Annotated in this window: 19 protein-coding genes; 14 read left to right on the plus strand and 5 right to left on the minus strand. The window is 61.8% G+C overall.

What is annotated here, in order from left to right:
* Positions 1-31 precede the first annotated feature (31 nt).
* The gene (locus ACRTG1_RS03285; RefSeq protein ID WP_113157087.1) at positions 32-442 is read left to right on the plus strand and encodes a DUF4168 domain-containing protein; all 411 of its coding nucleotides are present in this window, start codon (positions 32-34) and stop codon (positions 440-442) included.
* Positions 443-470: 28 nt separating this feature from the next.
* Here ACRTG1_RS03285 and ACRTG1_RS03290 read toward each other — a convergent pair whose 3' ends face one another.
* The gene (locus tag ACRTG1_RS03290) at positions 471-1,151 is read right to left on the minus strand and encodes a GntR family transcriptional regulator (RefSeq protein WP_113157086.1); all 681 of its coding nucleotides are present in this window, start codon (positions 1,149-1,151) and stop codon (positions 471-473) included.
* Positions 1,152-1,376: 225 nt separating this feature from the next.
* On the opposite strand from ACRTG1_RS03290, the gene ACRTG1_RS03295 reads away from it, so the two are divergent.
* The 8 genes from ACRTG1_RS03295 to ACRTG1_RS03330 all read left to right on the plus strand — a co-directional run bounded on the left by ACRTG1_RS03295 (position 1,377) and on the right by ACRTG1_RS03330 (position 10,954).
* On the plus strand, positions 1,377-2,156 hold the full coding sequence (locus ACRTG1_RS03295; protein WP_113157085.1) for a class II aldolase/adducin family protein: 780 nt from the start codon (positions 1,377-1,379) through the stop codon (positions 2,154-2,156).
* Positions 2,157-2,227: 71 nt separating this feature from the next.
* Positions 2,228-3,775 carry an ABC transporter substrate-binding protein gene (locus ACRTG1_RS03300; RefSeq protein WP_113157084.1) on the plus strand — a complete coding sequence of 516 codons (1,548 nt, stop codon included), beginning with the start codon at positions 2,228-2,230 and terminating at the stop codon, positions 3,773-3,775.
* Between the two features lie 76 nt (positions 3,776-3,851).
* Positions 3,852-4,820, plus strand: a complete 969-nt coding sequence (locus ACRTG1_RS03305) for an ABC transporter permease (protein ID WP_113157083.1) — start codon at positions 3,852-3,854, stop codon at positions 4,818-4,820.
* Positions 4,820-5,659, plus strand: coding sequence for an ABC transporter permease (locus tag ACRTG1_RS03310; protein ID WP_113157164.1), 840 nt, complete (start codon positions 4,820-4,822; stop codon positions 5,657-5,659). Before ACRTG1_RS03305 ends, ACRTG1_RS03310 begins: the two co-directional genes overlap by 1 nt.
* Positions 5,660-5,668: 9 nt before the next feature.
* Positions 5,669-7,291, plus strand: coding sequence for an ABC transporter ATP-binding protein (locus ACRTG1_RS03315; protein WP_206553064.1), 1,623 nt, complete (start codon positions 5,669-5,671; stop codon positions 7,289-7,291).
* A 356-nt stretch (positions 7,292-7,647) separates the two neighbouring features.
* On the plus strand, positions 7,648-8,949 hold the full coding sequence (locus tag ACRTG1_RS03320) for an ArgE/DapE family deacylase (protein WP_206546484.1): 1,302 nt from the start codon (positions 7,648-7,650) through the stop codon (positions 8,947-8,949).
* A complete protein-coding gene (locus tag ACRTG1_RS03325) occupies positions 8,942-9,907 on the plus strand; it encodes an NAD(P)-dependent oxidoreductase (protein ID WP_113157080.1) in 966 nt (321 codons plus the stop codon). The genes ACRTG1_RS03320 and ACRTG1_RS03325 overlap by 8 nt, the downstream gene beginning before the upstream one ends.
* Before the next feature lie 9 nt (positions 9,908-9,916).
* Positions 9,917-10,954: a histone deacetylase family protein gene (locus tag ACRTG1_RS03330; RefSeq protein ID WP_206553066.1), complete on the plus strand. Its 1,038-nt coding sequence runs from the start codon at positions 9,917-9,919 to the stop codon at positions 10,952-10,954.
* Between the two features lie 98 nt (positions 10,955-11,052).
* On the opposite strand, the gene ACRTG1_RS03335 is transcribed toward ACRTG1_RS03330, so the two are convergent.
* From ACRTG1_RS03335 to ACRTG1_RS03350, 4 genes are read right to left on the minus strand one after another with little or no spacing between them, the layout of a single operon-like run.
* On the minus strand, positions 11,053-11,691 hold the full coding sequence (locus ACRTG1_RS03335; RefSeq protein WP_432515481.1) for a CDP-alcohol phosphatidyltransferase family protein: 639 nt from the start codon (positions 11,689-11,691) through the stop codon (positions 11,053-11,055).
* Entirely contained in the window at positions 11,688-12,074 is a 387-nt protein-coding gene (locus tag ACRTG1_RS03340; RefSeq protein ID WP_206546481.1) for a hypothetical protein, read from the minus strand. Before ACRTG1_RS03340 ends, ACRTG1_RS03335 begins: the two co-directional genes overlap by 4 nt.
* Entirely contained in the window at positions 12,071-13,021 is a 951-nt protein-coding gene (locus ACRTG1_RS03345) for a phosphatidate cytidylyltransferase (protein WP_432515482.1), read from the minus strand. Before ACRTG1_RS03345 ends, ACRTG1_RS03340 begins: the two co-directional genes overlap by 4 nt.
* The gene (locus ACRTG1_RS03350) at positions 13,021-13,659 is read right to left on the minus strand and encodes a lysophospholipid acyltransferase family protein (protein ID WP_432515483.1); all 639 of its coding nucleotides are present in this window, start codon (positions 13,657-13,659) and stop codon (positions 13,021-13,023) included. The genes ACRTG1_RS03345 and ACRTG1_RS03350 overlap by 1 nt, the downstream gene beginning before the upstream one ends.
* Positions 13,660-14,303: 644 nt before the next feature.
* On the opposite strand from ACRTG1_RS03350, the gene ACRTG1_RS03355 reads away from it, so the two are divergent.
* The 5 genes from ACRTG1_RS03355 to ugpE all read left to right on the plus strand — a co-directional run bounded on the left by ACRTG1_RS03355 (position 14,304) and on the right by ugpE (position 25,315).
* On the plus strand, positions 14,304-19,961 hold the full coding sequence (locus ACRTG1_RS03355) for an MBG domain-containing protein (RefSeq protein WP_432515484.1): 5,658 nt from the start codon (positions 14,304-14,306) through the stop codon (positions 19,959-19,961).
* 2 nt (positions 19,962-19,963) lie between these two features.
* The gene (locus tag ACRTG1_RS03360; protein WP_432515485.1) at positions 19,964-21,754 is read left to right on the plus strand and encodes a ShlB/FhaC/HecB family hemolysin secretion/activation protein; all 1,791 of its coding nucleotides are present in this window, start codon (positions 19,964-19,966) and stop codon (positions 21,752-21,754) included.
* A gap of 445 nt (positions 21,755-22,199) precedes the next feature.
* Positions 22,200-23,525, plus strand: coding sequence for a sn-glycerol-3-phosphate ABC transporter substrate-binding protein UgpB (gene ugpB, locus ACRTG1_RS03365; RefSeq protein ID WP_113157072.1), 1,326 nt, complete (start codon positions 22,200-22,202; stop codon positions 23,523-23,525).
* Positions 23,526-23,584: 59 nt separating this feature from the next.
* Positions 23,585-24,466 carry a sn-glycerol-3-phosphate ABC transporter permease UgpA gene (ugpA, locus tag ACRTG1_RS03370; RefSeq protein ID WP_432515486.1) on the plus strand — a complete coding sequence of 294 codons (882 nt, stop codon included), beginning with the start codon at positions 23,585-23,587 and terminating at the stop codon, positions 24,464-24,466.
* A gap of 12 nt (positions 24,467-24,478) precedes the next feature.
* A complete protein-coding gene (ugpE, locus tag ACRTG1_RS03375; protein WP_113157070.1) occupies positions 24,479-25,315 on the plus strand; it encodes a sn-glycerol-3-phosphate ABC transporter permease UgpE in 837 nt (278 codons plus the stop codon).
* Positions 25,316-25,318: the final 3 nt, after the last annotated feature.

A 25,318-nucleotide genomic window follows, 5' to 3' on the forward strand; every position in this document is an offset into this window, starting at 1 on the left:
GGAGGGACACCCGAAAGGAAGGAGTTCCAGTATGATTCTTCGCACCAGGCTGCGCACTGCCGCCACCGCAATCGCCTTTACCGCCAGTGCGGCCGTGTTCTCACCGGCCATGGCGCAGGATGCGGTTCCGTCACCTTCGCCGGCTCCGCAGGCGCAGACGCAGTCGTTCGACGATCAGAAGCTGCAGGCCTTCACGGTCGCGTTTCTCGCCGTCAGCGACGTGAAGGAGCAATACACCAAGCGTTTCCAGGGCGCGTCTTCCGACAATGACAAGCAGCAGGTTCAGGCGGAAGCCACACAGCAGATGGAGCAGGCCGTGGAGAAGACCGACGGCATCTCGGTCGATGAGTACAACCAGATCATCCAGTCCGCACAGACGGATGAGGCGCTGGCCCAGAAGCTGAACGGAATGATCGGCGAGACGGCCAAGGCCCGCAACTGATCGCATTCCATGAAAGGAGAGGGCGCTTTCAGGCGCCCTTTTCTATCTCATGGAACAAGGCGACGACTTCGTCGCGGGCGACCGCGATGTGATATCGAAGGGCCTCGCGCAGCTCTTCTCCGTCGCGCTTCTTGAGCGCTTCCATGATTGGCTCATGCGTTTCAGCCATGCGCTGCGGATCGTCATAGAGCTTGCCGATCAGCGTGATGCCGGCGCGCATTTCCATCGCCAGTTCGTCATAGACTTTCAAAAGGCGCGCATTGCCGCCGGCCTTGCAGAGCATGCGGTGAAAGGTGAAATCCTCGAACATCTGCGTTTCGAGTGAGGCCTGGCTCCCCTTCTGGTTCTGGTAGAGCAGGCTGAGCTGCGCTTCCAGACCGGCGATATCGGCTTCGGTGGCGCGTTCCACGGCGAGACAGCCGGCATGAAGCTCCAGACCGATTCTCAACTCATAGATGTCGCGCATCTCGGTGGCGTTGAAGGTGCGGACGAAGAAGCCGCGCCTTGGAGAGAAGGTGACGAGCCCCTGGCTTTCCAGTAGCCGGGCGGCTTCACGCACCGGCGCGCGGCTGGTGCCAAACTCCCGCGATAACTGCAATTCGGTCAGGCGTTCGCCCGGCTTCAACTGGCCGGCGACAATCGCCGCAGTGATCTGCCGGGCGATCTGTGTCACCAGATCTGTCGTTGAAACTTCCGAGAACAAGCTCACGCATACCGTCCGTGCATCTGGTTAGGCCACCCTGCCAATTGCCACCAGGGCGGGTAGCCGCGGCTGGGAGTATGGCACCATCAATGACGATTGTCGACAATTGACACTTACCCCTGCCTGTGTTTGCCTAGACGCTTCTTGCGCGGCTCTGAGGGGAGCCCGTTGGCAAGACAAGGCGCCGGCAGGGCCAAAGCCCGCAGGCGCACAGAAAGCAGGGAGAACTGGATGAGCGCACAGCCGCAGCTTGTCGCCGATACCGACATTCAACAGCCGCAAGAGCGAATCGAGCTGGCCGCCGCCTATCGGCTGGTCGCGCACTACAATCTTGACGACAGCATTTTCACGCACATTTCGGCGCGCGCGCCGGAAAATGAAGGCGAGCACGCCTTTCTGATCAATCCGTTTGGCCTGCGCTTTGACGAGGTGACGGCTTCCAATCTCGTTACCGTCGACATCAATGGCGACATTCTGCGCGACAGCTATGGCGCGGGCATCAACAAGGCCGGCTTCACCATTCACAGCGCCGTTCACGCCGCGCGCCCCGACGTGCACTGCGTTCTGCACACGCACACGGTCGCGGGCGTTGCGATCTCCTCCATGGAAGAGGGCATCCTGCCGCTGAACCAGTGGTCGCTGCAGTTCCACAACCGCATCGCCTTCCACGACTATGAGGGCATTGCGCTGGATCTGGACGAGCGCGAACGGCTCGTTGCCGATCTCGGTGACCGCAATGCGATGATCCTGCGCAATCACGGTTTGCTCACCTGCGGCCGCACGGTGGGCGAGGCGTTTGCGCTGATGTTCAACATGGAGCGCGCCTGCCGCGCCCAGCTTGCGATCATGTCTTCCGGCGGCAAGCCGGTGCGGGTGAATGAGGAACTCGCCGAAAAGACCGCCCGTCAATACGAAGGGTGGGACAAGCACCACGCCGGCAACAAGCCGGACCCGCAATGGGAGGCGTTCCAGCGCCTTGCCATCAAGCACTATCCCGACCTCGTTACCTGAGGCCAATCCATTTTCCGGTGCGGGCAAAGGAGAACGCCCGGCGCCAGTCAGCAAGAAGGGGAACAATAGCCATGCTGAAACGACTGACCCTACTCGCCGCCGCCTTCATGGTTACAACCGCGCTGCACGCCGAGCCCGTTACGGGTGGGCGCGCCAATGTGGTGATCCAGCCCGAACCGCCGAGCCTGATGCTGGGCCTCGTGCAGAACGGCCCGACCCAGATGGTCGCCGGCCAGATCTATGAAGGCCTTCTGCGCTATGACGAAAAGCTGCAGCCCATGCCGCAGCTCGCCAAGTCCTGGGAAGTTTCCGAGGACGGCCTGACCTACACGTTCAACCTGCATGACAACGTCAAATGGCATGACGGTGAACCTTTCACCTCTGCTGACGTCGTGTTCTCCGCCGATGTGTTCCTGCGCGAAACCCATGCGCGCCTGCGCACCTCGCTGGAGCATGTGGAATCCATCACCGCGCCCGACGACACCACTGTCGTCTTCAAGCTGAAGCAGCCTTTCGGTCCCTTCCTCGGCATTTTCGAGGCCGGCACCATGCCGATGGTTCCCAAGCACATCTATGAAGGCACGGAGTACAAGAGCAACCCGGCCAACAACACGCCGATCGGCACCGGTCCGTTCAAGTTCGCGGAATGGGAGAAGGGTTCGCACATCCTGCTCACCAAGTTCGAGGACTATTACGAGGACGGCAAGCCGTATCTCGACGAGATCTACTGGCATGTGATCCCGGATGCAGCCTCGCGCGCCGTTGCCTACGAAACCGGTGTGGTCGACATCCTGCCCGGCGGCTCGGTCGAGAATTTCGACGTGCAGCGCATCGCCGACATGGAGAACACCTGCATCACCGACAAGGGCTGGGAGTATTTCGGTCCGCTGTCGTGGATGTGGCTGAACAACCGCGAAGGCCCGACCGCCGACAAGCGCTTCCGCCAGGCCGTCATGTACGCCATGGACCGCAATTTCGCGCGTGATGCGCTTTGGAACGGTCTCGGCAAGGTTTCGACCGGTCCGGTCTCCTCGTCCACGCGCTTCTACACCGATGACGTGAACCAGTACGACTACGATCCGGAGAAGGCCAAGGCCCTGCTCGAAGAGATGGGTTATGACGGCGAGACCGTGCGTCTCCTGCCGCTGCCTTATGGCGAGACCTGGCAGCGCTGGGCCGAAGCCGTGAAGCAGAACCTCGGCGAGGTCGGCATCGATGTCGAGATCGTCTCCACCGATGTGGCCGGCTGGAACCAGAAGCTGGCCGAGTGGGACTATGACATGGCCTTCACCTATCTCTACCAGTACGGTGATCCGGCACTTGGCGTCGCCCGCAGCTACATTTCCACGAACATCGCGAAGGGTTCGCAGTGGAACAATGTCGAGGGCTACGAAAACACGGAGGTCGACGATCTCTTCGCCAAGGCTGCGGTGGCCGTGACAGCCGAAGAGCGCCAGAAGCTCTACGACGAGGTTCAGCAGAAACTGGTGGACGATGTGCCGGTGGCCTGGCTCCTCGAGCTCGGTTTCCCGACCATCTATCGCTGTAATGTGAAGGATCTCGTCACCACCGCCATTGGCGTGAATGACGGCTTCAAGGACACCTATATCGAAAAATAGGCCGTCACCCTGATCCGGATGCGCGGGCCAGACCGTCCGCGCATCCCTGCCTTGATTCTGATCCTGCAGGGGCTCGATGCTACGCTTCATACTCATGCGCCTGGGCAAGGCGGCGATCATCCTGATCGCCATCCTGACGCTCAATTTCTTCCTGATCCACGCCGCCCCCGGCGATCCGGCCGCCGTCATGGCGGGCGAAGCGGGTGCTGCCGACGCCAAGTTCATCGCCCAGCTGCGTGAACAGTTCGGCCTCGACAAACCACTGCTTACCCAGCTCGGGATTTACCTGAAGGGCGTGCTGCAGTTCGATCTCGGCTATTCCTACCGGCAGCAGATGCCTGTCGCAGACCTGATCCTCGACCGTCTGCCCGCCACACTGCTTCTGACGATGACGGCCTTCGTCATCTCGCTGGTGCTCGGCACCGCAGCCGGCGTTCTCGCCTCGGCGCGTGTCGGCAAATGGTCGGACACGGCCATCTCCACACTGGCGCTGCTCTTCTACGCGACCCCGCTCTACTGGGCCGCGCTGATGGCGGTGCTTCTGTTCTCCGTCTATTTCAACTGGCTTCCGGGCTTCGGCTACGAAACGGTCGGCGCGAACTACACCGGCTTCCGCCGTGCGCTCGACATCGGCCAGCACCTGATCCTGCCTGCCACCACGCTCGGCCTGTTCTTCATGGCGGTCTATATGCGCATGACGCGCGCCTCCATGCTGGAGGTCAGCCAGCTCGACTTTGTGAAGACGGCGCGCGCCAAGGGCCTGAAATCCGGCATCATCCAGCGCCGCCACATCTTCCGCAACGCCATGCTGCCGGTGGTGACGCTTGCGGGCCTCCAGGCCGGCCAGCTCGTCGGCGGCGCGGTTCTGACCGAAACCGTTTTCGCGTGGCCGGGCATCGGACGCCTGATGTTCGAGGCGCTCGCCCAGCGCGACTACAATCTGCTTCTTGGCGTGTTCTTCGTGTCCGCCGCCATGGTGCTCGTGTTCAACCTCATCACCGACATTCTCTATCGGTTCGTTGACCCAAGAATCCGGGTGGCATGATGGCTGATTTCTGGAAACGTTTCTCACGCAATCGCGGCGCCGTGATCGGCCTTGCGATCCTCGCCATCGTCGTTCTCGTGGCGATCCTTGCGCCGCTCCTGTTCCCGCAGTCGCCCTGGCGCATGGTGCAGCGGCCCTTCCTGCCGCCCTTCGCCATGGACCAGTATCCGCTGGGCACCGATGCGCTCGGCCGCAATGTCATTTCGGGCCTTGCCTATGGTGCACAGGTTTCGCTTCTGGTCGGCCTCGTCTCGACAGTGGCTGCCCTTCTGATCGGCATTCCGATCGGGGCGCTCGCCGGCTATTTCGGCGGCTGGGCGGATGATGCGCTGATGCGCTTCACCGAGTTCTTCCAGACCGTGCCGAGCTTCGCTCTGGCCATCGTTCTGGTCGCCATTTTCGAACCGTCGATCCAGTCGATCATCGCCGCCATCGCCATTGTGAGCTGGCCGCCGGTCGCCCGTCTTGTGCGCGGCGAGGTGCTGTCGCTGCGCTCACGCGAATATGTGGAAGCGGCGATCCTTTCCGGCCAGACGAGCCTGACGATCATTCTGCGGCAGGTTCTGCCCAACACGATCTCGCCCATCATCGTGCTTGCATCGCTGATGGTGGCAACCGCGATCCTGCTGGAATCCTCGCTGTCCTTCCTCGGGCTCGGTGATCCGAACCTGATGTCCTGGGGCTACATGATCGGCGCTGCGCGCACGGTCATCCGCCAGGCCTGGTGGCTCTCCTTCTTCCCCGGCGTTGCCATCCTGCTCACCGTTCTGGCGCTCAACCTGATCGGTGAGGGCCTGAATGACGCGCTCAATCCCCGCCTTGCGCGGCGTGGCAAATAGGAGGGCGCGATGAAAGACCCAGTGCTCAGCATCAAGAACCTCAAGATCGCGCTGCCGGAAGGCGCCGACCGCGACTTCGCCGTCGATGATGTGACCTATGATCTGTTTCCCGGCGAAATCCTCTGCATTGTCGGTGAATCGGGTTCCGGCAAATCCATGTCGGCCAATGCCGCGATGGGCCTGCTGCCCGATCTGGTGCGGCCGGTCGGCGGCGAGATCATCTTCGACGGCACGGATGTTCTGAAACTCTCCGAAGCCGAGATGATGGATTTGCGCGGCAAGAAGATCGCCATGATCTTTCAGGAGCCCATGTCGGCCCTCAACCCGCTGATGCGGGTGGAAGATCAGATCGCGGAAGTGTTCGAGGCGCATGGTCTGCTTACGCCGAAGGAACGCGCTGCCCGCGCCATCGAACTTCTGACGGAAGTGGGCATTCCCGATCCGCAGAAGGCCGCGCGCGCCTATCCGTTCCAGCTTTCGGGCGGCCAGCGCCAGCGCGTCATGATCGCCATGGCGCTTGCGCTCGAACCGCGCATCCTGATCGCCGACGAGCCGACCACTGCCCTCGACGTGACGACGCAGGCGCAGATCCTTGAGCTGATCCGCAATCTGCAGGAAAAGCACGGCATGGCGGTGATGTTCATCACCCATGATTTTGGCGTGGTGGCCGAAATCGCCGACCGCGTGGCCGTGATGCAGTATGGCAAGATCGTCGAGGCGGGAACCGCTGACGCGGTGCTGGACAATCCGCAGCACGAATATACGCAGAAGCTGATCGCTGCGATCCCGAAACTTGCGGCCGAAGAGACCGAAGCGCCGGTGGGCAAGACGCCGATCCTTGAGGTGGAGGGGCTCAACAAGACCTATGTGACCGGTGGCGGCCTGTTCTTCTCCAAGCCGCGCGTCGTGCATGCGGTCAACGATGTGAACCTCACGCTCTGCGAAGGTGAAACGCTCGGCATCGTGGGTGAATCCGGTTCTGGCAAGTCCAGTGTCGGGCGCTGTCTGGTGCGACTGATGCAGCCGGATTCCGGCACGGTGAAGCTTGCCGGTCATGATATGGCGCAGCTTTCCGGCGATGCGCTGCGCGAGGCGCGCAAGTCGATCCAGATGATTTTCCAGGATCCCTACGCCTCGCTGAACCCGCGTTCCAAGGTGGGGCGCATCATCGCCGAGGGGCCGATGGCGCACGGGGTTTCCAAACAGGAAGCCTATGCCCGCGCGGTCAAGCTTCTGGAACTGGTGGATCTCGATGCGCTTGCCATCGACCGCTATCCGCACGAGTTTTCAGGCGGCCAGCGCCAGCGCATCGGCATCGCCCGCGCGCTGGCACTGGAGCCGCGCGTCATCATCGCCGACGAAGCGGTTTCCGCGCTCGACGTGTCGATCCAGGCGCAGGTGCTCGATCTTCTGGCCGATCTGAAGGAGCGGCTGAACCTGGCTCTTATCTTCATCACCCACGATCTGCGGGTCGCCGCACAGATCTGCGACCGCATCGCGGTGATGCAGAAGGGCAAGGTGGTGGAGATGGGACCGGCGCACGCCATCTTCAACAATCCGCAGAGCGACTACACCCGGACCCTGATCGAGGCCATTCCCGGCCGCGAGAAGGAGCTGGCGGCAGCGGGGTAGGCCCGGTGACGATAGAAGCTCACTTCAGCGCGGCGCGTGCCCATTCCCTCGCCCTTCGACAAGCTCAGGATGAGGGAAGGGGCATGGATAGGCTGGTGCCTATGACAGGGGATTGCACAACGCTTGCGTTTCCAACACCAGCCCTGAGCCGGTTCTCACCAACACCAACACCAACACCAACACCAGCGCTCAGCCAGCTATCACCGCCACCAGCCCTCATCCTGAGCCTGTCGAAGGGCGAGGGCGGGATGACGTGCATAGGCCGAGGTTCTGCTGATGCACGACCTGTAACGGTGGGAGAAGCAGCGCGCACCATCTCCCACCATCCTCAATACTAATCTGCAGGAACCACCAACGTGGACGAACAACTGGCACAGAAGATCCTCGCCGCAGTCGAGGAAGGTTTTGAAGAGCAGATCGGCTTTACGGAAGACCTGATCCGTTTCCCCTCGCTGCGCGGCAAGGAAAAGCCCGCTCAGGAATTCGTGCACAAGGCGCTCGAAGCGCGCGGCTACGCGGTTGAGACCTTTCACATCGATGAAGACAAGATCAGGGATCATCCCGGTTTCTCGCCCGTGGCCGTCGATTACTCCGATGCGGTCAATGTGATCGCCACGCATGCGCCGCGCGTCGAGAAGGGCCGTTCGCTGATCCTCAACGGCCATATGGACGTTGTGCCGGAAGGTCCGCACGACATGTGGGAGGTTTCGCCGCCCTATGAGCCGAAGCGCGTGGGCGACTGGCTCTATGGGCGCGGCGGCGGCGACATGAAGGCCGGCATCGCGGCGAATATTTTCGCGCTCGACGCACTGCGTCGCATCGGCCTGCAGCCGGCGGCGAAAGTGCATGTGCAGAGCGTCGTTGAGGAGGAGTGCACCGGCAATGGCGCGCTCGCCTGTCTGGTGGAAGGCTATACGGCGGACGCCGCCATCATTCCCGAGCCGGAAGACGAAATGCTGGTGCGGGCCAACACCGGCGTTCTGTGGTTCGAGGTGAATGTGTCGGGCCATCCGGTGCATGTGCGCGAGGCCGGCACGGGCGCGAACGCCATCGAAGCGAGCTACCGCGTCATCGAGAGCCTGAAACGCCTGACCGAGGAATGGAACGCCGAAAAGGTGAACTATCCCTATTTCGAGGAACTCGATCACCCGATCAACTTCAATGTCGGAAAGATCGAGGGCGGCGACTGGGCGTCCACCGTTGCCGCATGGTGCAGGATTTCCTGCCGCATTGCCATCTATCCCGGCGACGACCCGAAGGACCGGGCAGCGCAGATCGAGGCGCATCTGGCGCGTGAGCTGGCCGATGATCCGTTTCTGGGCAACCGCCCGCCGGAGGTGATCTGGAACGGGTTCTTCGCGCGCGGTTACGTTCTGGAAGAAGGAACCGAGGCCGAGCAGGCGCTGGCCGAAGCCCACCGCAAGGCCACGTCGAGCGAACTGAAAAGCTTCGTCACGCCAGGCTATCTCGATGCGCGGGTCTTCGTGATCTATGCCGGCATGCCGTGCCTCGTCTATGGCCCGATCACGGAGAACATTCACGGTTTCGACGAGCGCGTCAGCCTGTCCTCCATCAAGCGCGTGACGGGCGCGATCGCACTCTTCATCGCCGACTGGTGCGGGGTTGAACCGATCGAGGGAGAGGCCGGCAATGGCTGAGCAGGACGTGATCGAGGGCGTCTTTCTCAGTGCCGCATACGATCTTCGGGAGATTTTCGCCGAGGCGCTGGCGCCCCATGCAGACACGATCCGGCTGCGCCATCCCCATGAGATCGACGATCCCGAAACGATCCGGTTCGCGCTGTGCTGGCGTCCTGCGGACGACGCCTTCCTGCCCTATCCAAATCTGCGGCTGGCAAGTTCCATCGCCGCCGGTGTCGACAGCATCATCAGCTGCCCGAGCCTGCCAGCCGATGCGCTGGTGACGCGTGTGCGCGACGAGGATCAGGGCGATGTCATGGCCGGTTTCGCGGCATGGCACGTGGTCTGGCATCACCGCAACATGCGCCATCACATTGTACATGAAGCGAAGCATGAATGGGCGCGGCTGATTTCGGCAAGGATGAAGCCGCCACGCGAAACGCCCGTCGGCATTCTGGGTTTCGGCCTGATGGGCCGCGCCATCGCGCGCGCGGTGACAGCGATGGGTTTTCCGGTAGTCGCGGCCGTGCGCAACGCACCGCGCGACGCCATGCCGGGTGTGCGTTTCGAAAGCGGGGAGGGGGCTGCCGAGCGGGTTGCCGAGCAGGCCGCCATCCTCATCAACGTGCTGCCTTTGACCGCGCAGACGCGCGGCCTTCTCGATCTCGATTTCTTCAATCGCATGCCCGTGGGCGCGGCGCTGATCCAGCTTGGGCGCGGGGAACATCTGATCGAGGCCGATCTTCTGAAGGCGCTCGACAGCGGACGCCTTTCCTCCGCCTCGCTCGACGTTTTCGACATCGAGCCGCTGCCGGCGGAGCATCCCTTCTGGGCGGATGAGCGCATTCTCGTCACGCCCCATCAGGCAAGCGACTGCTCACCCCGGCGCATGGCGGAACAACTCGCCCGCGCAGCGAGGGACGTGGTGGCAGGACGGATACCGGAAACGGTGGTCGACAGAGCCAACGGATATTGAAGGATGACAATGAAAGCCATTTTCGACGAACGTCAGCTGTTACATACGCCCGCCCGCTATTTCCGGCGCGGGGCCTACATGCCGCATCCCGAGCAGGCCGAACGCGCCATCCTCATCCGCGACATGCTCAGGCGCAACGCCTTCCCAATCGAGACCCCGCGCGATTTCGGCGAGGATCCGATCAAGGCCGTGCACGATCCCGATTACGTGGATTTCTGGAAGGACGCCTATGAGCGCTGGCGCGCCGAAGCGCCGGATCAGGAGCCGATCCCGAACTGTCATCCCGGCCCGCGCCGGGGGCGTCCGTCATCCTCCGTTTTCGGTCAGCTCGGCTGGTGGGCGACCGACACGTCGGTGCCATTGACGGAAGGCACGTGGAACGCGGTCTACTGGTCGGCGCAGACAGCGCTTGAAACCGCCGAACGGGTGAAGGAAGGCGCGCGCATGGTCTATGGCCTGTGCCGCCCGCCGGGCCACCACGCGCTTTCCAACGCCTCGAACGGCTTTTGCCTGTTCAACAATGCGGCCATTGCCGCGCAGAGCCTGCGCTCGCGTTTCGGCAAGGTGGCGGTGCTCGACATCGATACCCACACCGGCAATGGCACGCTCGACATCTTCTATGATCGCGGTGACGTTTTCGTCTGTTCGCTGCACACGGACCCGGATCTCTACCCGACCTATTATCTGGGTTATGAGGATGAGCGTGGCGAGGGCGAAGGCGAGGGGGCGACGCTCAATCTTTGCCTGAAACCCGGCTCCGACACCGAGACGATCCTGACGCGCTTCCGCGAAGGGCTCGCGGCGCTCAGGGATTTCGGCACGGAAGCGCTGGTGGTTTCGCTCGGCCTCGACATGGCGGAAGACGATCCACTGTCGGAGGTGAAACTTACAGGCGAAGGGTTCGCGACCATGGCGCGCGAGATCGTCGGGCTCGGCCTGCCGACTGCGCTGATCCAGGAGGGCGGTTATCTCGGCCCGTCATTGTCGAAAAATGCGGAAATCTTCCTCACCGCCAGCCGTGACGCGCTGGCGAGCGCGGCGGACTGACAACGGACATGCCATCACCCCGGATTTCAAACGGGGTGATGGCGCGATGCTCGATCTGCTCTCGTATTTGTGCGGATTTCAGCTGAAAGCGAAACGCGCTATCCGCGAAGCGCCTTCACCAGACGCGCCGAACGGCGCAGCGCAGTGAGGGCCGCGCCGATGGCCACGATCCAGAGCGCCACGGTCAACACTTCACTGCGCCCGTTCCAGAGCGGCTCGAAGAGCGACAGCACGGCCGCCGCCGTGATGGTCGCCATGCGGTGCGGCTTGGCCATCGGGCCGGAAAAGTCTGCCTGCTGGCCGCAGGCGCGACCGAGCTCGCGCACATAAGCCGTCAGGACGGCAAAACCCGCCGCCGCCCAGCCAAGTGCTGGCAGGCCAAGGCCATAACCGACACCGATGAGGATCGCGATATCGGCGACCCGGTCGGGAAACTCGTTCCAGAAAGCGCCGTCCGGCGCGCTTTTGCCCGCCTCGACCGCAACCATGCCATCGAACAGATTGCACAGGAGGCGGAACTGCACGAACAGCCCGCCCAGAATGAGAAGCACTGCCCGGATCACGCCATCGGCAGATCCCGCCTGCCAAAGGGCGAGACCGGCGAGGGCTGCAAAGCCCATGCTCGCCATGGAAATCTGGTTTGGCGTGATGGCTGTGGCGGCCAGCCAGCGCGTGATGCTGTGCGCCCAGCCGGTGTCGCGGCTGGCCAGCGGACGTCGGTTCTCAGTATCGCTCACGGTCGGGCGCTCCATAGGGTGTAGGTGTAAAGGGCGGCATAGGATGTGGCGACCGTCAGCGGCAGGGCGACCGTCGCAAGGATTTCGGGCGTGCCCGCTGCCGCGTGGATCGCGGACAGAAGCGTTGCGGAAACGAGACAGGCGATGAGCGGCGGCAGAACCAGCGCGCCAAGGCCGGAAAAGCGACTGGTCAGCCACTCCACGATGCGCTTCAGGAACAGTGTGATGCAGGCGGACAAAAGCCCCTGCACCATGCCCGCCACCAGCGGACGCGGCATTGCGTGCCCCCGGTTGGCGAACACGGCCCAGCTTCCCATGGCGAGAAACGCGAACGCCATGTGAACGGCGCTCGATCTCGCCAGTCGGGCAAGCGCAGGGCTCATGTGAGCGACCACCAGTAGCGCACCAGGTGGAAGAAGATCGGGGCCGAGAAGATGACCGAATCCAGCCGGTCGATGAAACCGCCATGCCCGGCGATCAGATGCCCCCAGTCCTTCACGCCGCGATCACGCTTGATGGCAGACATGACGAGCCCGCCGAAAAAGCCCAGAAGCACGATGACGAAGGACAGAAGCCCGGCCTGAACCGGGGTGAAGGGCGTCATCCAGAACAGCCCCGCGCCCACCAGCGTTGCACTGAGCGCGCCACCGATCAAACCTTCCAGTGTCTTGGAGGGCGAGAGGTTGGGCGCGATCTTCGTGCGCCCGAGCAGCTTGCCCCAGACATATTGCAGGACGTCGCTCGACTGCACGACCACCACGAGGAAGGCGATCAGAAGCAAATTGCGTCCCTCATAGCCGGGGATATCCAGCGTGAGGAGCGCGGGCACGTGGGACACACAGAAGACGCAGATCATCAGCGCCCATTGCACCTCCGCCACCCGGACGAGGAAATGATCCGTATCGCCGCGCACCGCCGAGACAATGGGCAGAAGAAGGAACGCATAGACCGGCACCAGGATCGAATAGAGGCCGTACCAGTCGATATAGATGAGATAATATTGCAGCGGCAGAAAGATGAAGAAGGCCGAGGCGAGCGCCCAGTGGTCGCCGCGCCGCGTGTTGGTCAGCGTTACGAATTCGCGCAGTGCGGCGAATGATGCAAAAGCGAACAGCAGGATCGCGCCAACCCGGCCGAACATCAGCGCGCCGCCCATGAGGATGATCATCACCCACCAGGCGTTCACCCGGTCGTTGAGGTTTTCGATGGCCGTGTTGGTGCCATCGGGCGAGAATTTGCGCTGAAGCACATAGCCCACCAGCGATGCCGCAATCAGCACGCCGGCCAATCCGCCGAGCAGTTTCAAAAGGTCGATCTGATGTTCACTCATCACGCGTCACCTTCCGAAGCTGCCGAGAGGAAAAGAAGCGCATCGCGCGCCCGGGTGAGGAAAGCCTCTTTCGTTTCGTCATCGCCGACCCGCATGGCTTCACCGAACGTGACCGTGCAGATGAGCGGTACGGGCACGAATTCGCCCTTGGGCATGACGCGGTTCAGATTGTCGATCCACACCGGAACGAAATCCACGTCTGGCCGCGTCTTGGCCAGATGGTAGATGCCGCTCTTGAAAGAGAGCAGCGGCGCGTCGGTCTCGTTGCGCGTGCCTTCGGGAAAGATGATGAGGGAGGCCCCGCCATCCAGCGCATCGGCCATTTGCCCGATGGGGTCGCTTGCGCGCGTGTCCCGGTTTCTGTCGATCAGAACCGCATTGAACACGTCACGGCCGATGAAGCGCCTGACGGGTGATTTCAGCCAGTAATCGGCGCCGGCGACGGGCCGGGTCTGCCGGCGCATGCGCGGCGGCAACACCGTCCATAGCAGGATGAAATCGCCATGGCTCACATGATTGGCGAAATAGACGCGCTGACGGGGAACCGGCTCGATGCCCTGCCAGTCGGCGCGTACAGCGGTGATGAAACGTGCAAACAGCGTGATCGCGCCTGCCGCCACCCGCGACAAAAATGCCATTGTGTCCCCTGGAGCTTTGCGTGGAAACCAGATTCAGACGCTGTATAGAACGGTTGCAGCGTGCGGCCAAATAATAACGGCGATTGAAAACAGCATGAATTCTCCATGCCCGAAAAGGCATGGATGTAATGGAGCCTGACACGTTAACAGCGCCACGGGTCGTGCTCGACTGTCCCGTGGCGGTGCAGAGCGGGCATTTTCATTTCCTGTACTGTCATCGCCTCCGCTCAGGTTGAAGGGCGGGCCATGCGGGGCTTATTGGCACATAAGCTAGTTTTCCTATTTTGAAATCGTCGTTGCACCCGGCCTTGCTAACCACGACGTCTTCGCTTGCAGATTGAGAAGGTGTTTACACGGCGTGTCGCCGTTTACATGCGCAAGTATGTGGATCGTTATAGCTCGCTGTGATGGCACTGGAGGAGGCCAGCAGGTTTTCCAGACCGTGCGCGAGCCGGGAAAGAGGCAGCGTTACAACGCCCGCACAATAACCCCTGTGGTTTCACGATGACGGATGGCTGTCCGTCAGCCCGGTCGTCAGATTCAGTCAGTATTGGTCAGAATTGGTAGGTGGAATCTGACCTGAAACACTCTGTATTGAAAGTGATATCGGCTGGAACACGTGTCTTCCGGGAGGATATTGAGGCATGACGGATCGGATGGTTGGTTTCTGTGCGACGGAAACCGGGAGGGGTAGCAGGACCTTATCCAAGCGTGTCCGGCTCTCCCGCGCGCTGTACGCGTCGCTCATGCTGACCACGGCGCTCGTTCCCGCCACCGCCATGGCCGATGACGTTTTGCCCACCGGGGGACAGTTTACGACCGGCAACGGGACAATATCGGCAAACGGCCCGCGGTTGGATATCCGCCAGACGACCGAAACCGGCGTCGTGAACTGGAGCGGCTTTTCTGTAGGATCGGGCAATCAGGTTCATTTCGACAACGGCAACGGCGCGACGCTCAATCGCGTCACCGGCAATGTTTCAAGCCAGATCGACGGCAGCCTCACCGCGACCGGCAGCGTGTTCCTCATCAATCCAGCCGGTGTGGTGGTCGGCAGTGGCGGTCTGGTCGCTACGGGAGGTTCGTTTGTCGCCTCCACGCATGACGTGACCGACAGTGATTTCCTCAATGGCGGCGGGATGACCTTCTCCGGCAACAGCACCGCCGAGGTGACGAATGCCGGCACGATCCGCTCTGCACAGGGCGACATCGCCCTGATTGCCCGGCGGGTGGAGAATACCGGCACACTGGAAGCCCCCAACGGCACCGCCGCGCTTGGCGCAGGCTACAAGGTGCTGATGAAAGATGCCGCCGATACGGACGGGCTCCTCTCCGTGGAACTTGGTGGCCCGGACACAGAAGCGGTGAATTCCGGCACGATTGCTGCCGCGAATGCCGAGATCCGCGCCAATGGCGGCAATGTCTATGCACTGGCCGGCAACACGGACGATGTCATCAAGGCGACGGGCGTCACCAGTTCCGGCGGCCGCATTTTTCTGACCGCCGGGGCCACGGGCAAGGTAAGGGCCAGCGGTCGCCTCAAGGCACGCAGGATGGCGGCGAACGTGCCCATTCCGACACCGCGTCCGGCGCGCGAGGGCGGAACGATCACCGTCACCGGCGGGGACATCACGGTCACCGGAACCTTTGACGCCTCCGCTGAAAGCGATGGCGACAGGGGTGGCGAGATCATGATCTTCGCCGAAAAGGACACAACCGTCTCCGGCGCGCTCAGCGCGCGGGGCGGGACCGGCGGCACGGGTGGCTTTATCGAGACTTCGGGCAGGAAGACCGTCGACTTCAACGGCGTCTCGATCGACACATCCGCTGCGGGCGGTACGACGGGCAACTGGCTGATCGACCCGGAAGACATCATCATCACTTACGGGCCGGCGCAGACGATTCAGAACGCCCTCGCAAACTCGAACGTCACGCTGCAAACGACGGCGACGACCGCAAACGGCCCCGTGGCCGGCACCCCTGGCGCCGGCGACATTATCGTGAACAATGGCCTGGCCTGGAGCAGCACAAACACGCTGACGCTGGACGCCTACAACGATATCGAGATGAACGCTGGCGTGTTGGCGCCGAATGGCGGCCTGACGCTGATCGCAAAAGGTCAGGGCGGACCCGATAGCGTCGGCACGATCCACACCCATTCCAACTATGCCCTTGTCGATGTCGGGACCTTCACCCTTCAGCGCGGCTATTGGGGGCAGGTCGGGGCTGCCCTGCCATCATTCAAGGCGGGCGACTTCCGGGTTGATGAGTATGCTGGGCAGTTTGTGCGGGCGCGCGGCGGGGACGGGACCGCAGCAAACCCGTATCAGCTCTCCGATATCTACGGGCTTCAGGGAATCACAGACAGGGATCGTCGAGCAGGGGTGTTTGCTCAACTCAGTTATCAGCTCGTCAGTGACATCGATGCGTCGCCAGTGTCGGGGTGGAACAGCGGCGCAGGGTTCAGGCCCGTCAGACTGGCAGGCAATCTGGACGGCCAGGGCCATACGATCGACGGGCTGTTTATAAACCGGCCCTCAGGTCACAATGTTGCACTCATTTCTTATTGGGGGGGGGCCGTTCCGTCGGAGCCGGAAATCAAGGACCTCAACGTCACCAATGCCAGCGTGACCGGAGGTTCCCAGACAGCGATCCTGGTCGGTGAGAACAGCGGCGGGGCCATCGGTCATCACATGTCGAATGTCACTGTCAGCGGTACGGTTGAGACAGAAACGTGGGGCGCAGGCGTCGTAGGCCGGTTTCATGGAAACCTCGACAGATCGACGATGACCAATGTGCATGCGGATGTTTCTGTCACGGAAAACGGCACGGGCAGCGCCGTCGGTGGCCTGGTGAGCATTGTGACTGAGGGGCTGACCATATCGAATTCCAGCTCGACTGGAACAATAACCGGATCGCGTTCTGGCGGACTCGTTGGAACCGCCAATGACAACAGCAACAGGGTCGAAAATTCCTACTCGACCGCGACGGTTGTTGCGTCAGGCAACTTCCGTGTGGCTGGAGGTCTTGTCGGGGGCTCCGAGGACCTCACGATTGAGAACAGCTATTTTTCCGGACAGGTGCTCGGCATCAATGGTGCTTCTGCGGGTGGTCTCATTGGCGAGGCCGACCGGTACACGACCATTATGAACTCCTTTGTCACGGGGCGCGTGGCGACCGATGGCTATGCGGGCGCACTTATTGGTACGCTCCGGAATAACAATGTATCCATGACCAACGCGGCCTGGGACATTGGCACGACCGGACAGAGCGACGCGATCGGATATACGGCGTTCTATACTCCGACAGTTACCAACACCGGCAGCCGGACCACCGCGCAGATGCAGGGCTCGCTCGACTTCGGGCTTGGCTTCAGCCTGAACAACACCATCTGGGCCACTGGCAACGACCTCTACCCCTATTTCGGCTGGCAATATGCTTCGACGCCGGTTGCCGTTTCGGGCACGGCCTATGCTGACAGCGGCAGCACACCGCTTTCCGGGGCTGATGTCAGCGGCATTTCCGGCGGCAGCCTGTTTGGCTCTGCCGTTACCGGCGCCAATGGCTACTACTATATCCTGACCGATGCGGGATCGCTCGACGCTGCCGGCGTTCTCACCTATCTCGATGGCGAGAGCACGCAAAGCGCAACCTATTCCGACCGCATGACTGCCAGCGGGGTCTCCGGCGCGGACATCTGGGGCAACACGTTCCGGGTCGAGACGGACGCCGCGGCGCTTACGGATGTTTCCACGAACCTGCAGACCACGCTGGGTTCGTTCAGCGACAGCGATCTGGATTTCATAACCAATCTTCCGGGCAGCGTTCTGAGATCGGACAACAATGGCAAGAGCCTTGATATTGTTCTGGACGCCGGATCTGACTTTTCACTCAACATGAGTATGCACGCAGGGGGCGGGCTGACCGCTTCAACCGGCGGCACATTCTCTGTCGACAAGAGTTCCGTGTTTGTCGGGGCCGTCAATGGCGACCTGACGGTAAACGGGGACCTTGCCTGGGCGAGTTCCAATGAACTCACTCTCTACAGTCATGCCAGCAACACTTCGATCACGGTCAACGGATCGGTGACGGCCGCCAGTGGCAGGCTGCGCGTTGACCGGACAGGCACCGCAACCAACATCGCCGCCATGGTGACCGGCGACATTTATGTCGACCGGTTCCAGTCTGACGCCAGTTGGACGCAGGTCGGCAGCACACTTCCGGGTTTCCACGCCAATGATTTCAACATAGCGGGCGGCGAGTTCCTTCGTGCGCTCGGGGGCGATGGGTCATCTGCAACGCCCTATCAGATCGCGGATGTCTATGGATTGCAGGGCGTGGGATCGAGCGGTCTTCTCGGCAGCGCCTTTGTCCTTGCCAACGATATCGATGCATCGGGTACGGCAGGCTGGAATGGCGGTGCAGGCTTCGACCCGATCGGCGTCTACGGCGCCGAATTCAGCGGCAGTCTCGACGGACAGGGGCATGCGATCAGCGGTCTGACCATCGACCGCGCAGCCGACGACTATGTCGGCCTGTTCGGCTATGCCGCTGCCGGTTCGTCCCTGTCGGATCTCATCCTGTCCGGCGGAAGCGTCTCCGGCAATGGTCATGTTGGCGCACTGGCTGGATACGCCGGATCCACCATCGGTGATGTGCAGACCTCGACGGACGTTTCCGGCACAGCCCACAGCATCGGCGGTCTGGTCGGCACGCTGGATGGGACGGTCGCCCGATCCTCCGCCACCGGTGCGGTGACCGGCATTGGCGGCGTCAGCGATATCGGGGGGCTGGTTGGTGTCACCTATAGCGGATCGACGATCCATCAGTCCTACGCCACCGGCAATGTGACTGTCGGCGGCGCGATCAACCTGAACTTCAACTTTGGCGGTCTGGTCGGGTACAATACGGGCTCCATCACGCAATCCTTCGCTACCGGCAATGTGACGGCAGGCGGCAACGGGGCCGGTGGCCTGGCCGGCGTGAATGACGGGTCGATCACGGATTCCTATGCGACGGGCGCCGTGTCGGCTGCCGCGTTCGCGGGCGGCCTTCTGGGGCAACTGGCTACATCCGGATCGGTTGCAAGAGCCTATGCCACAGGCTCCGCCTCTGCCGGCGACGGCAATGAGGGCGGCATTGCAGGGCTCGTTGATACCGGCGCTTCCTTCAGTGCGACTTTATGGGACACCGATGCGTCTGGCCTGACGGATGCTGTCGGCTTCTCGTATGATCCCACGGTTCCCGGCGTGACCGGCCTTACAGGCGCGCAGATGACGCAGCTCTCGACCTTCACCGCTTATGGCTTCAACATTGATGATGAGGGCGGGACAGGCGCGGTCTGGCGCATCTACGATGGGTATACGACCCCGCTCCTGCGCGGTTTCATGACCGGTCTCAGCGTGACGGGCGGCAGCGTCAGCAAGGTTTATGACGGCAGCGCAGCAAGTCCCGATGTGGGAACGCTCGTTTATGGCGGCCCCTATGACGGCTCCCGGATTTTCGGCACGGCCAGCTATCTTGCAGCCAACGCAGATGCGGGCACCTATACGGGCGGCAACCTGACCCTGGCGGGGCTTTATTCCGGCCAGTTTGGCTATGATCTGACGCTTGCATCGGGTTCTCTCGCCATCACGCCCGCCACCCTGTGGGTGACGGCAAATGCGGCGAGCATGACCTATGGCGACGGTGCGCCGACCCTTGGCTATTCCCACAGCGGACTGGTCGGCGGCGACAACACATCGGTATTCACCGGAGCGCTGTCCAGTGGCGCGACCTCCACCAGCAATGTGGGCGCCTATGGGATCACGCAGGGGTCGTTATCGGCTGGCGGCAACTATCAGATCGCCTTCACCGGCGCTGACGTGACCGTCAACAGGCGCGCAGTCACGGTGCGGGCGGACGATCTGCAGCGCGACATTGACGAAGCCAATCCCGCGCTGACCTACGCCATCGTTTCCGGATCGCTGGTCAATGGCGACCAGATGAGCGGCAGCCTGTCCACGACGGCGAACCTGAACTCCCCGGTCGGCGCATACGCCATTGGTCAGGGCTCACTGGCGCTCTCGCCCAATTACGAACTGACCTATCTCGGCGGCATTCTCACCGTCCTCGACGGGTCGAATATCCCGACACCCGATATCCAGCCTCAGGCATATGAGTCTTCACCGCCTCTGCTGATCGAAGCAGGAGATGGAGAGACCGAGACCTGCGAACCGGTGGCTGTCAGCGAAAGCGGCCCGCTGGCCGTTTACCCCTGTAACCGATCTTACGGCGCATGGCTGAGCGCTGCGGTGGAATGATGATGACATCAGAGTTTTCGATCCGTCAGCATCTGCTGACGCTGCCCATCGCACTGAGCGCTGGCATTCTCCTCTTTCAACCCGTTGCCTTTGCGCAGTCCGCCCTTGAGCGCAACCTGCCGCAGGTTGCGCCGGGTGAGCCGGTTTCTCTCGGCGTTGATGAACAGGAGTTCGGTGCGACAGATACGACGCCGCTCGGGGTTGATCTGGCCGGCGTTTATCTGATCGGAGAAGATGATGCGGCTGCCGCTGCACCGCCGAAAGGCGTCGGGGGAAAAATCGAGATCATCGACTGGCAGGCCGCTGAGACTGCACTGGGCGCGTTCATCGGTGAGCCGCTGACGCTGGCGCTGGCGGGCAGGATCCAGGCCGCAATCGCCCGCGTCTACAGGGATGCCGGTTACCCGTTTGTCTCCGTCACCCTGCCGCCGCAGGAAATCACCAGCGGTGTGCTGCAGGTCCGTGTCATAGAGTTTCGCACCGGTGAAGTGACGGTCGAAGGCGTTGCCGCCGGCGAAGCCGAGGGCATTCGGAAGGGATTGCGCGCAGCGCGCGGAGAGAAAATCGATGCACGGGCGCTGGAAGAGGATCTGAACTGGCTGAACCGCACTCCATACCGGCGCGCCGAAGGGGTGTTTCGGCCCGGCGAGGACACCGCGCTCAGCAATCTTGACGTCATGATCCGGACGCAGCGGCCCTGGCAGGTCTTTGCCGGCTGGTCGAATTCCGGCTCAAGCGACACCGGGCGGGACCGCTATTTCCTTGGTGGTTCTGCGCGTCTGCCCCTGCCGGGCGCACCCTGGATTTCCTATCAGATGACGGCAAGCGACGACATCTGGAGCGACCCGGGGATCATCATTCCGCGGGAGGGTGATTATCCGGGTTACATCAGTCATGCGGGCAGATTGACCATCCCGACCTTCGCCCGCCAAAGTCTGGAAATCGCCCCGGCCCTGGTTGCGAGCAGCGACCGGCCGAACCGCTTTTTCACCATTGAGAACACCACGTTCGAACTGCCGGTGATCTATCGGTCGGCGGTCTCCAACATCCTGCCGGGACGCTATTGGGGCGATATCTATGGCGGTGTTGAGTTCAAGCGTCTCGAACGCCGTACATTGTTCAACGGCGTGTCGGTGGCAGAGGGAAGTGCGGAGCTTTTCCAGCTGGTGCTGGGCTGGAGCGGGGATTTCGAAGACCGCTGGGGCAAAACGGTCGTCGATGTGCGCGTGAAAGCCAATCCGGGCGGTGTGCTTCACGGCAATGACATGGCCAGCTGGTACCCATTTTCCAATGGCCGCATCGATGACCTTCGATACGCCTACCTGGCCATGGATCTCACCCGCGCCACACCACTGCCGGCGCAGCTCTCCTGGATTTCCTCACTCTCGGGAACCCTTGCCGGCGAGGCGCTGCCGGATACCGAGCGCGTCTCTCTTGGCGGGCGCTATGCGGTGCGCGGTTACAATTACGATGATGTGAGCGTGGACAGCGGCATCATCTGGCGCAACGAACTGCGTTTGCCGAACATCTCGCTGCTGGGAGACCGGGTCGGGGGCGACTGGCTTCCGCCCGTTCAGGACAGCCTGTCCCCCTACTTCTTCGCCGATCTCGGCTTCGGGGGCGATCACAGCACGGACCGGAGCACAACGCTGGGCGGGCTTGGAGTGGGGTTCGATTACAGTGTCGGCGAAACCTTCTCAGCCAGTTTCATAGCCGGCGTTGCTCTCAGTGACGGTGGAAACACGCAGGCCGGTGACTGGAACCTGCAGGGTTCCATAACGGCGCGTTTCTAGCTGTCTGGACCGACGCCGTCCCATGCGCGCCGGCTCATGGCATTGACGATTCGGATGTTCCTTCAGGCCGTGAGACGGCTGCTGTCGCCAAGTGATGGCGGCTGTTCCCCGTCGCCCTGCGCGGCTGCAATGCCATCCACAATTAAATAAATGCAATTGTCGTGGCTGCCAGGCGCGTTGTCTGAATACCCTGCCAATTGATGCACACTGCCGCGGTGACACGCGAAAGCAGTGTGCTTCCGCGCGCCGCATCCGCGACAAAAACGCCGCATCGAATGCCTCTTTCGCTATGCCAAAAACGAAGGTAAATGAAAGCAATATGAAAATTCTGTGTCCGACAGGTATAGACATATTGTTCTTCAGGTGTTGTCATCCAACGGTAACAATAGCTGGTCAAGAGAGATCGGTTTCAAAATCGGCGACCAGCTCTACAGGGAGATAAGAGATGAAATTTCGCGCAATGCTTTCCGCCGCGACTGCTTTAACGGTGGCGCTGCCGGCAATGGTCGGCGTCGCACAGGCCGAAGCAACCCAGATCCAGTTCTGGCATGCTTTCACCGGTCGTCTCGGTGAACTTCTGGACAAGCAGGTAGCGGACTTCAACGCCAGCCAGGACCAGTATGAAGTCGTTGCCACGCTCAAGGGCAACTATTCGGAAGCTCTGAACGCAGGCATTGCCGCTTTCCGCGCCGGCGAACAGCCGCACATCCTGCAGGTGTTCGAAGTCGGCACCGCGACGATGATGGCTGCCAAGGGCGCGATCAAGCCGGTCTACGAAGTGATGGCGGAAGCCGAAGCCGATTTCGACCCGAGCGCGTATCTCGCGCCGGTTGCCGGCTACTACACGAACACCGACGGCGAGATGCTGTCGCTGCCCTACAACTCCTCCACGCCCGTTCTCTACATCAACAAGAACGCGCTTGAGGCTGCCGGTCTCGACCCCGAGACCAAGCCGGCTACCTGGTCGGAAGTCGAGGAAATCCTCGTCAAGCTGAAGGAATCGGGCTCCGAGTGCCCGCTCACGACGGCATGGCAGTCCTGGATTCATCTTGAGAACCTGAGCGCCTACCACAATGTGCCGTTTGCCACGGAAGCCAATGGCTTTGCCGGCACCAACACCGAGCTCGCCTTCAATGGCGACCTGCAGGTGAAGCACATCGACAAGATGGGCGCATGGGCGAAAGACGGCCTGTTCAGCTATTCCGGCCGCCGCAATGAGGGCGGTGCGCGCTTCCGTTCGGGCGAGTGCGCCATGTTTACCGAATCCTCCGCTGGCTATGCCGGTGTGAAGGCCGAGGCCGACTTCCCGTTCACCGTGACGAACCTGCCTTACTGGGCGGATGCGGAAGGCGCGCCCTTCAACACGATCATCGGCGGCGCATCGCTGTGGGTCATGTCGGGCCATGAGGGCGAGGAATATGCCGGCGTTGCCGACTTCCTGAACTACCTCTCCAGCGCCGAAGTGCAGGCTCAGTGGCACCAGGACACCGGCTATCTGCCGATCACCACCGCCGCTTACGAGCTGACCAAGGAGCAGGGCTTCTACGACGAGAACCCCGGCACCGACATCGCCATTCTGCAGATGACCGGCAAGGCCCCGACGGACAACTCCAAGGGCATCCGTCTCGGCAATTTCGATCAGGTCCGCGCCATCATCGACGAGGAACTGGAAGCCGTATGGCAGGGTGAGAAAGACGCCAAGACCGCACTCGACGAAGCTGTGAACCGCGGCAACCAGCTGCTGCGCCGCTTCGAGCAGTCGACGCGCTAATCTTGTAAAATTGCGGGGCCGGCACAACAGCTGCCGGCCCCGTATCATTTGGTCGGCCCATGGAAAAACGCGTTACCTTCGACAATCGATTATTGCCATACCTGCTGCTCGCGCCGCAGCTTCTGGTGACCATTGTCTTTTTCTTCTGGCCTGCCGCACAGGCCCTCTACCAGTCGCTGCTTCTGCCTGATCCGTTCGGTCTGGGCGCGCAGTTCGTCTGGTTCTCGAACTTCCAATATCTCTTCAGCGACCCGTATTATCTCAAGTCGTTCATCACGACGGCGGTCTTCACCTTCTTCGTGACGGTGGTTTCCATGTCGGTCGCGCTGCTTTTCGCCGTTATGGCCGATCAGGTCATAAAAGGCGCGGGGACCTACAAGACGCTGTTGATCTGGCCCTATGCCGTCGCGCCTGCCGTTGCCGGCGTGATGTGGCTGTTCATGTTCCAGCCCTCCATCGGCGTCATCGCCTTTTATATGAAGGCCATCGGCATCGACTGGAACCCGGTTCTCAATGGCGGTCAGGCCATGTCGCTTGTCATCCTCGCTGCCGCGTGGAAGCAGATCAGCTACAATTTCCTGTTTTTCCTGGCCGGTCTGCAGGCCATTCCGAAGAGCCTGATCGAGGCTGCCGCCATCGACGGCGCGGGCAAGTGGCACCGCTTCCGCACGATCATCTTCCCGCTTCTGTCGCCCACCACCTTCTTCCTGCTGGTGGTCAACATCGTCTATGCCTTCTTCGAGACGTTCGGCATCATTCACACGATGACCGCAGGCGGCCCCGGTCAGTCGACCACCATTCTCGTCTACAAGGTCTACTCCGACGGTTTCGTCGGGCAGGACCTCGGCTCCTCCGCCGCCCAGTCCGTCATCCTGATGGTTGTCGTGGGCATTCTGACCGTCATCCAGTTCCGCTTCATCGAGCGGCGCGTGCATTACTGAGGAGGGCGGATCATGGTCGAAAAACGGGGTTTTGGAACCATTCTGATGCATGCGGTGCTGATCATCGGCATCGCCATCGTCTGCTTCCCGATCTATCTCACCTTCGTCGGCTCGACGCTGACGCATTTTGATATCATCCGCCCGCCCATGCCATTGCTGCCCGGGCCGCATCTCATCGACAATTACAGCGAGGCGCTGGCTTCGGGCGTGACCGCGCCTGTCGGGCGCATGCTGTTCAACTCGTTCATCATGGCCATGGGCATTGCGATCGGCAAAATCGCGATCTCCATCCTGTCGGCCTATGCAATCGTCTATTTCCGCTTCCCCTTCCGCATGCTCGCCTTCTGGGCGATCTTCATGACGCTTATGCTGCCGGTGGAAGTGCGTATCGTGCCGACCTATGAGGTCGTGGCCTCGCTTGGCCTGCTCAATTCCTATACCGGCCTGATCCTGCCGCTCATCGCCTCGGCAACCGCCACCTTCCTCTTCCGCCAGTTCTTCATGACCGTGCCGGACGAGCTGGTGGAGGCTGCGCGCGTCGATGGCGCGGGGCCGCTGCGCTTCTTCAAGGACATCCTGCTGCCGCTCTCGGTGACCAACATCGCAGCGCTGTTCGTGATCCTCTTCATCTACGGTTGGAACCAGTTCCTCTGGCCATTGCTCATCACCACAAAGCCGGAGATGAACACCATCGTGATGGGTCTGAAGCAGATGATGCCGACCGCCGATGACTACGGCAACTGGCCCGTGACTATGGCAGCCGCCATGCTGGCCGTTCTGCCGCCGGTGGCTGTGGTGATCTTCATGCAGCGCCTGTTCGTCAAAGGCCTCGTCGAGACAGAAAAATAGAAG

It is taken from the genome of Nitratireductor sp. PBL-C9 (genome assembly GCF_050877045.1).
Classification (GTDB): Bacteria; Pseudomonadota; Alphaproteobacteria; order Rhizobiales; family Rhizobiaceae; genus Nitratireductor; species Nitratireductor aquimarinus.

Coding starts and splice junctions, on each gene's coding strand:
- ACRTG1_RS03285 (WP_113157087.1), top strand. CDS start 32: ATGATTCTTCGCACCAGGCTGCGCACTGCCGCCACCGCAATCGCCTTT.
- ACRTG1_RS03295 (WP_113157085.1), top strand. CDS start 1,377: ATGAGCGCACAGCCGCAGCTTGTCGCCGATACCGACATTCAACAGCCG.
- ACRTG1_RS03300 (WP_113157084.1), top strand. CDS start 2,228: ATGCTGAAACGACTGACCCTACTCGCCGCCGCCTTCATGGTTACAACC.
- ACRTG1_RS03305 (WP_113157083.1), top strand. CDS start 3,852: ATGCTACGCTTCATACTCATGCGCCTGGGCAAGGCGGCGATCATCCTG.
- ACRTG1_RS03310 (WP_113157164.1), top strand. CDS start 4,820: ATGGCTGATTTCTGGAAACGTTTCTCACGCAATCGCGGCGCCGTGATC.
- ACRTG1_RS03315 (WP_206553064.1), top strand. CDS start 5,669: ATGAAAGACCCAGTGCTCAGCATCAAGAACCTCAAGATCGCGCTGCCG.
- ACRTG1_RS03325 (WP_113157080.1), top strand. CDS start 8,942: ATGGCTGAGCAGGACGTGATCGAGGGCGTCTTTCTCAGTGCCGCATAC.
- ACRTG1_RS03330 (WP_206553066.1), top strand. CDS start 9,917: ATGAAAGCCATTTTCGACGAACGTCAGCTGTTACATACGCCCGCCCGC.
- ACRTG1_RS03340 (WP_206546481.1), bottom strand. CDS start 12,074: ATGAGCCCTGCGCTTGCCCGACTGGCGAGATCGAGCGCCGTTCACATG.
- ACRTG1_RS03345 (WP_432515482.1), bottom strand. CDS start 13,021: ATGAGTGAACATCAGATCGACCTTTTGAAACTGCTCGGCGGATTGGCC.
- ACRTG1_RS03350 (WP_432515483.1), bottom strand. CDS start 13,659: ATGGCATTTTTGTCGCGGGTGGCGGCAGGCGCGATCACGCTGTTTGCA.
- ACRTG1_RS03355 (WP_432515484.1), top strand. CDS start 14,304: ATGACGGATCGGATGGTTGGTTTCTGTGCGACGGAAACCGGGAGGGGT.
- ACRTG1_RS03360 (WP_432515485.1), top strand. CDS start 19,964: ATGACATCAGAGTTTTCGATCCGTCAGCATCTGCTGACGCTGCCCATC.
- ugpB (WP_113157072.1), top strand. CDS start 22,200: ATGAAATTTCGCGCAATGCTTTCCGCCGCGACTGCTTTAACGGTGGCG.
- ugpA (WP_432515486.1), top strand. CDS start 23,585: ATGGAAAAACGCGTTACCTTCGACAATCGATTATTGCCATACCTGCTG.
- ugpE (WP_113157070.1), top strand. CDS start 24,479: ATGGTCGAAAAACGGGGTTTTGGAACCATTCTGATGCATGCGGTGCTG.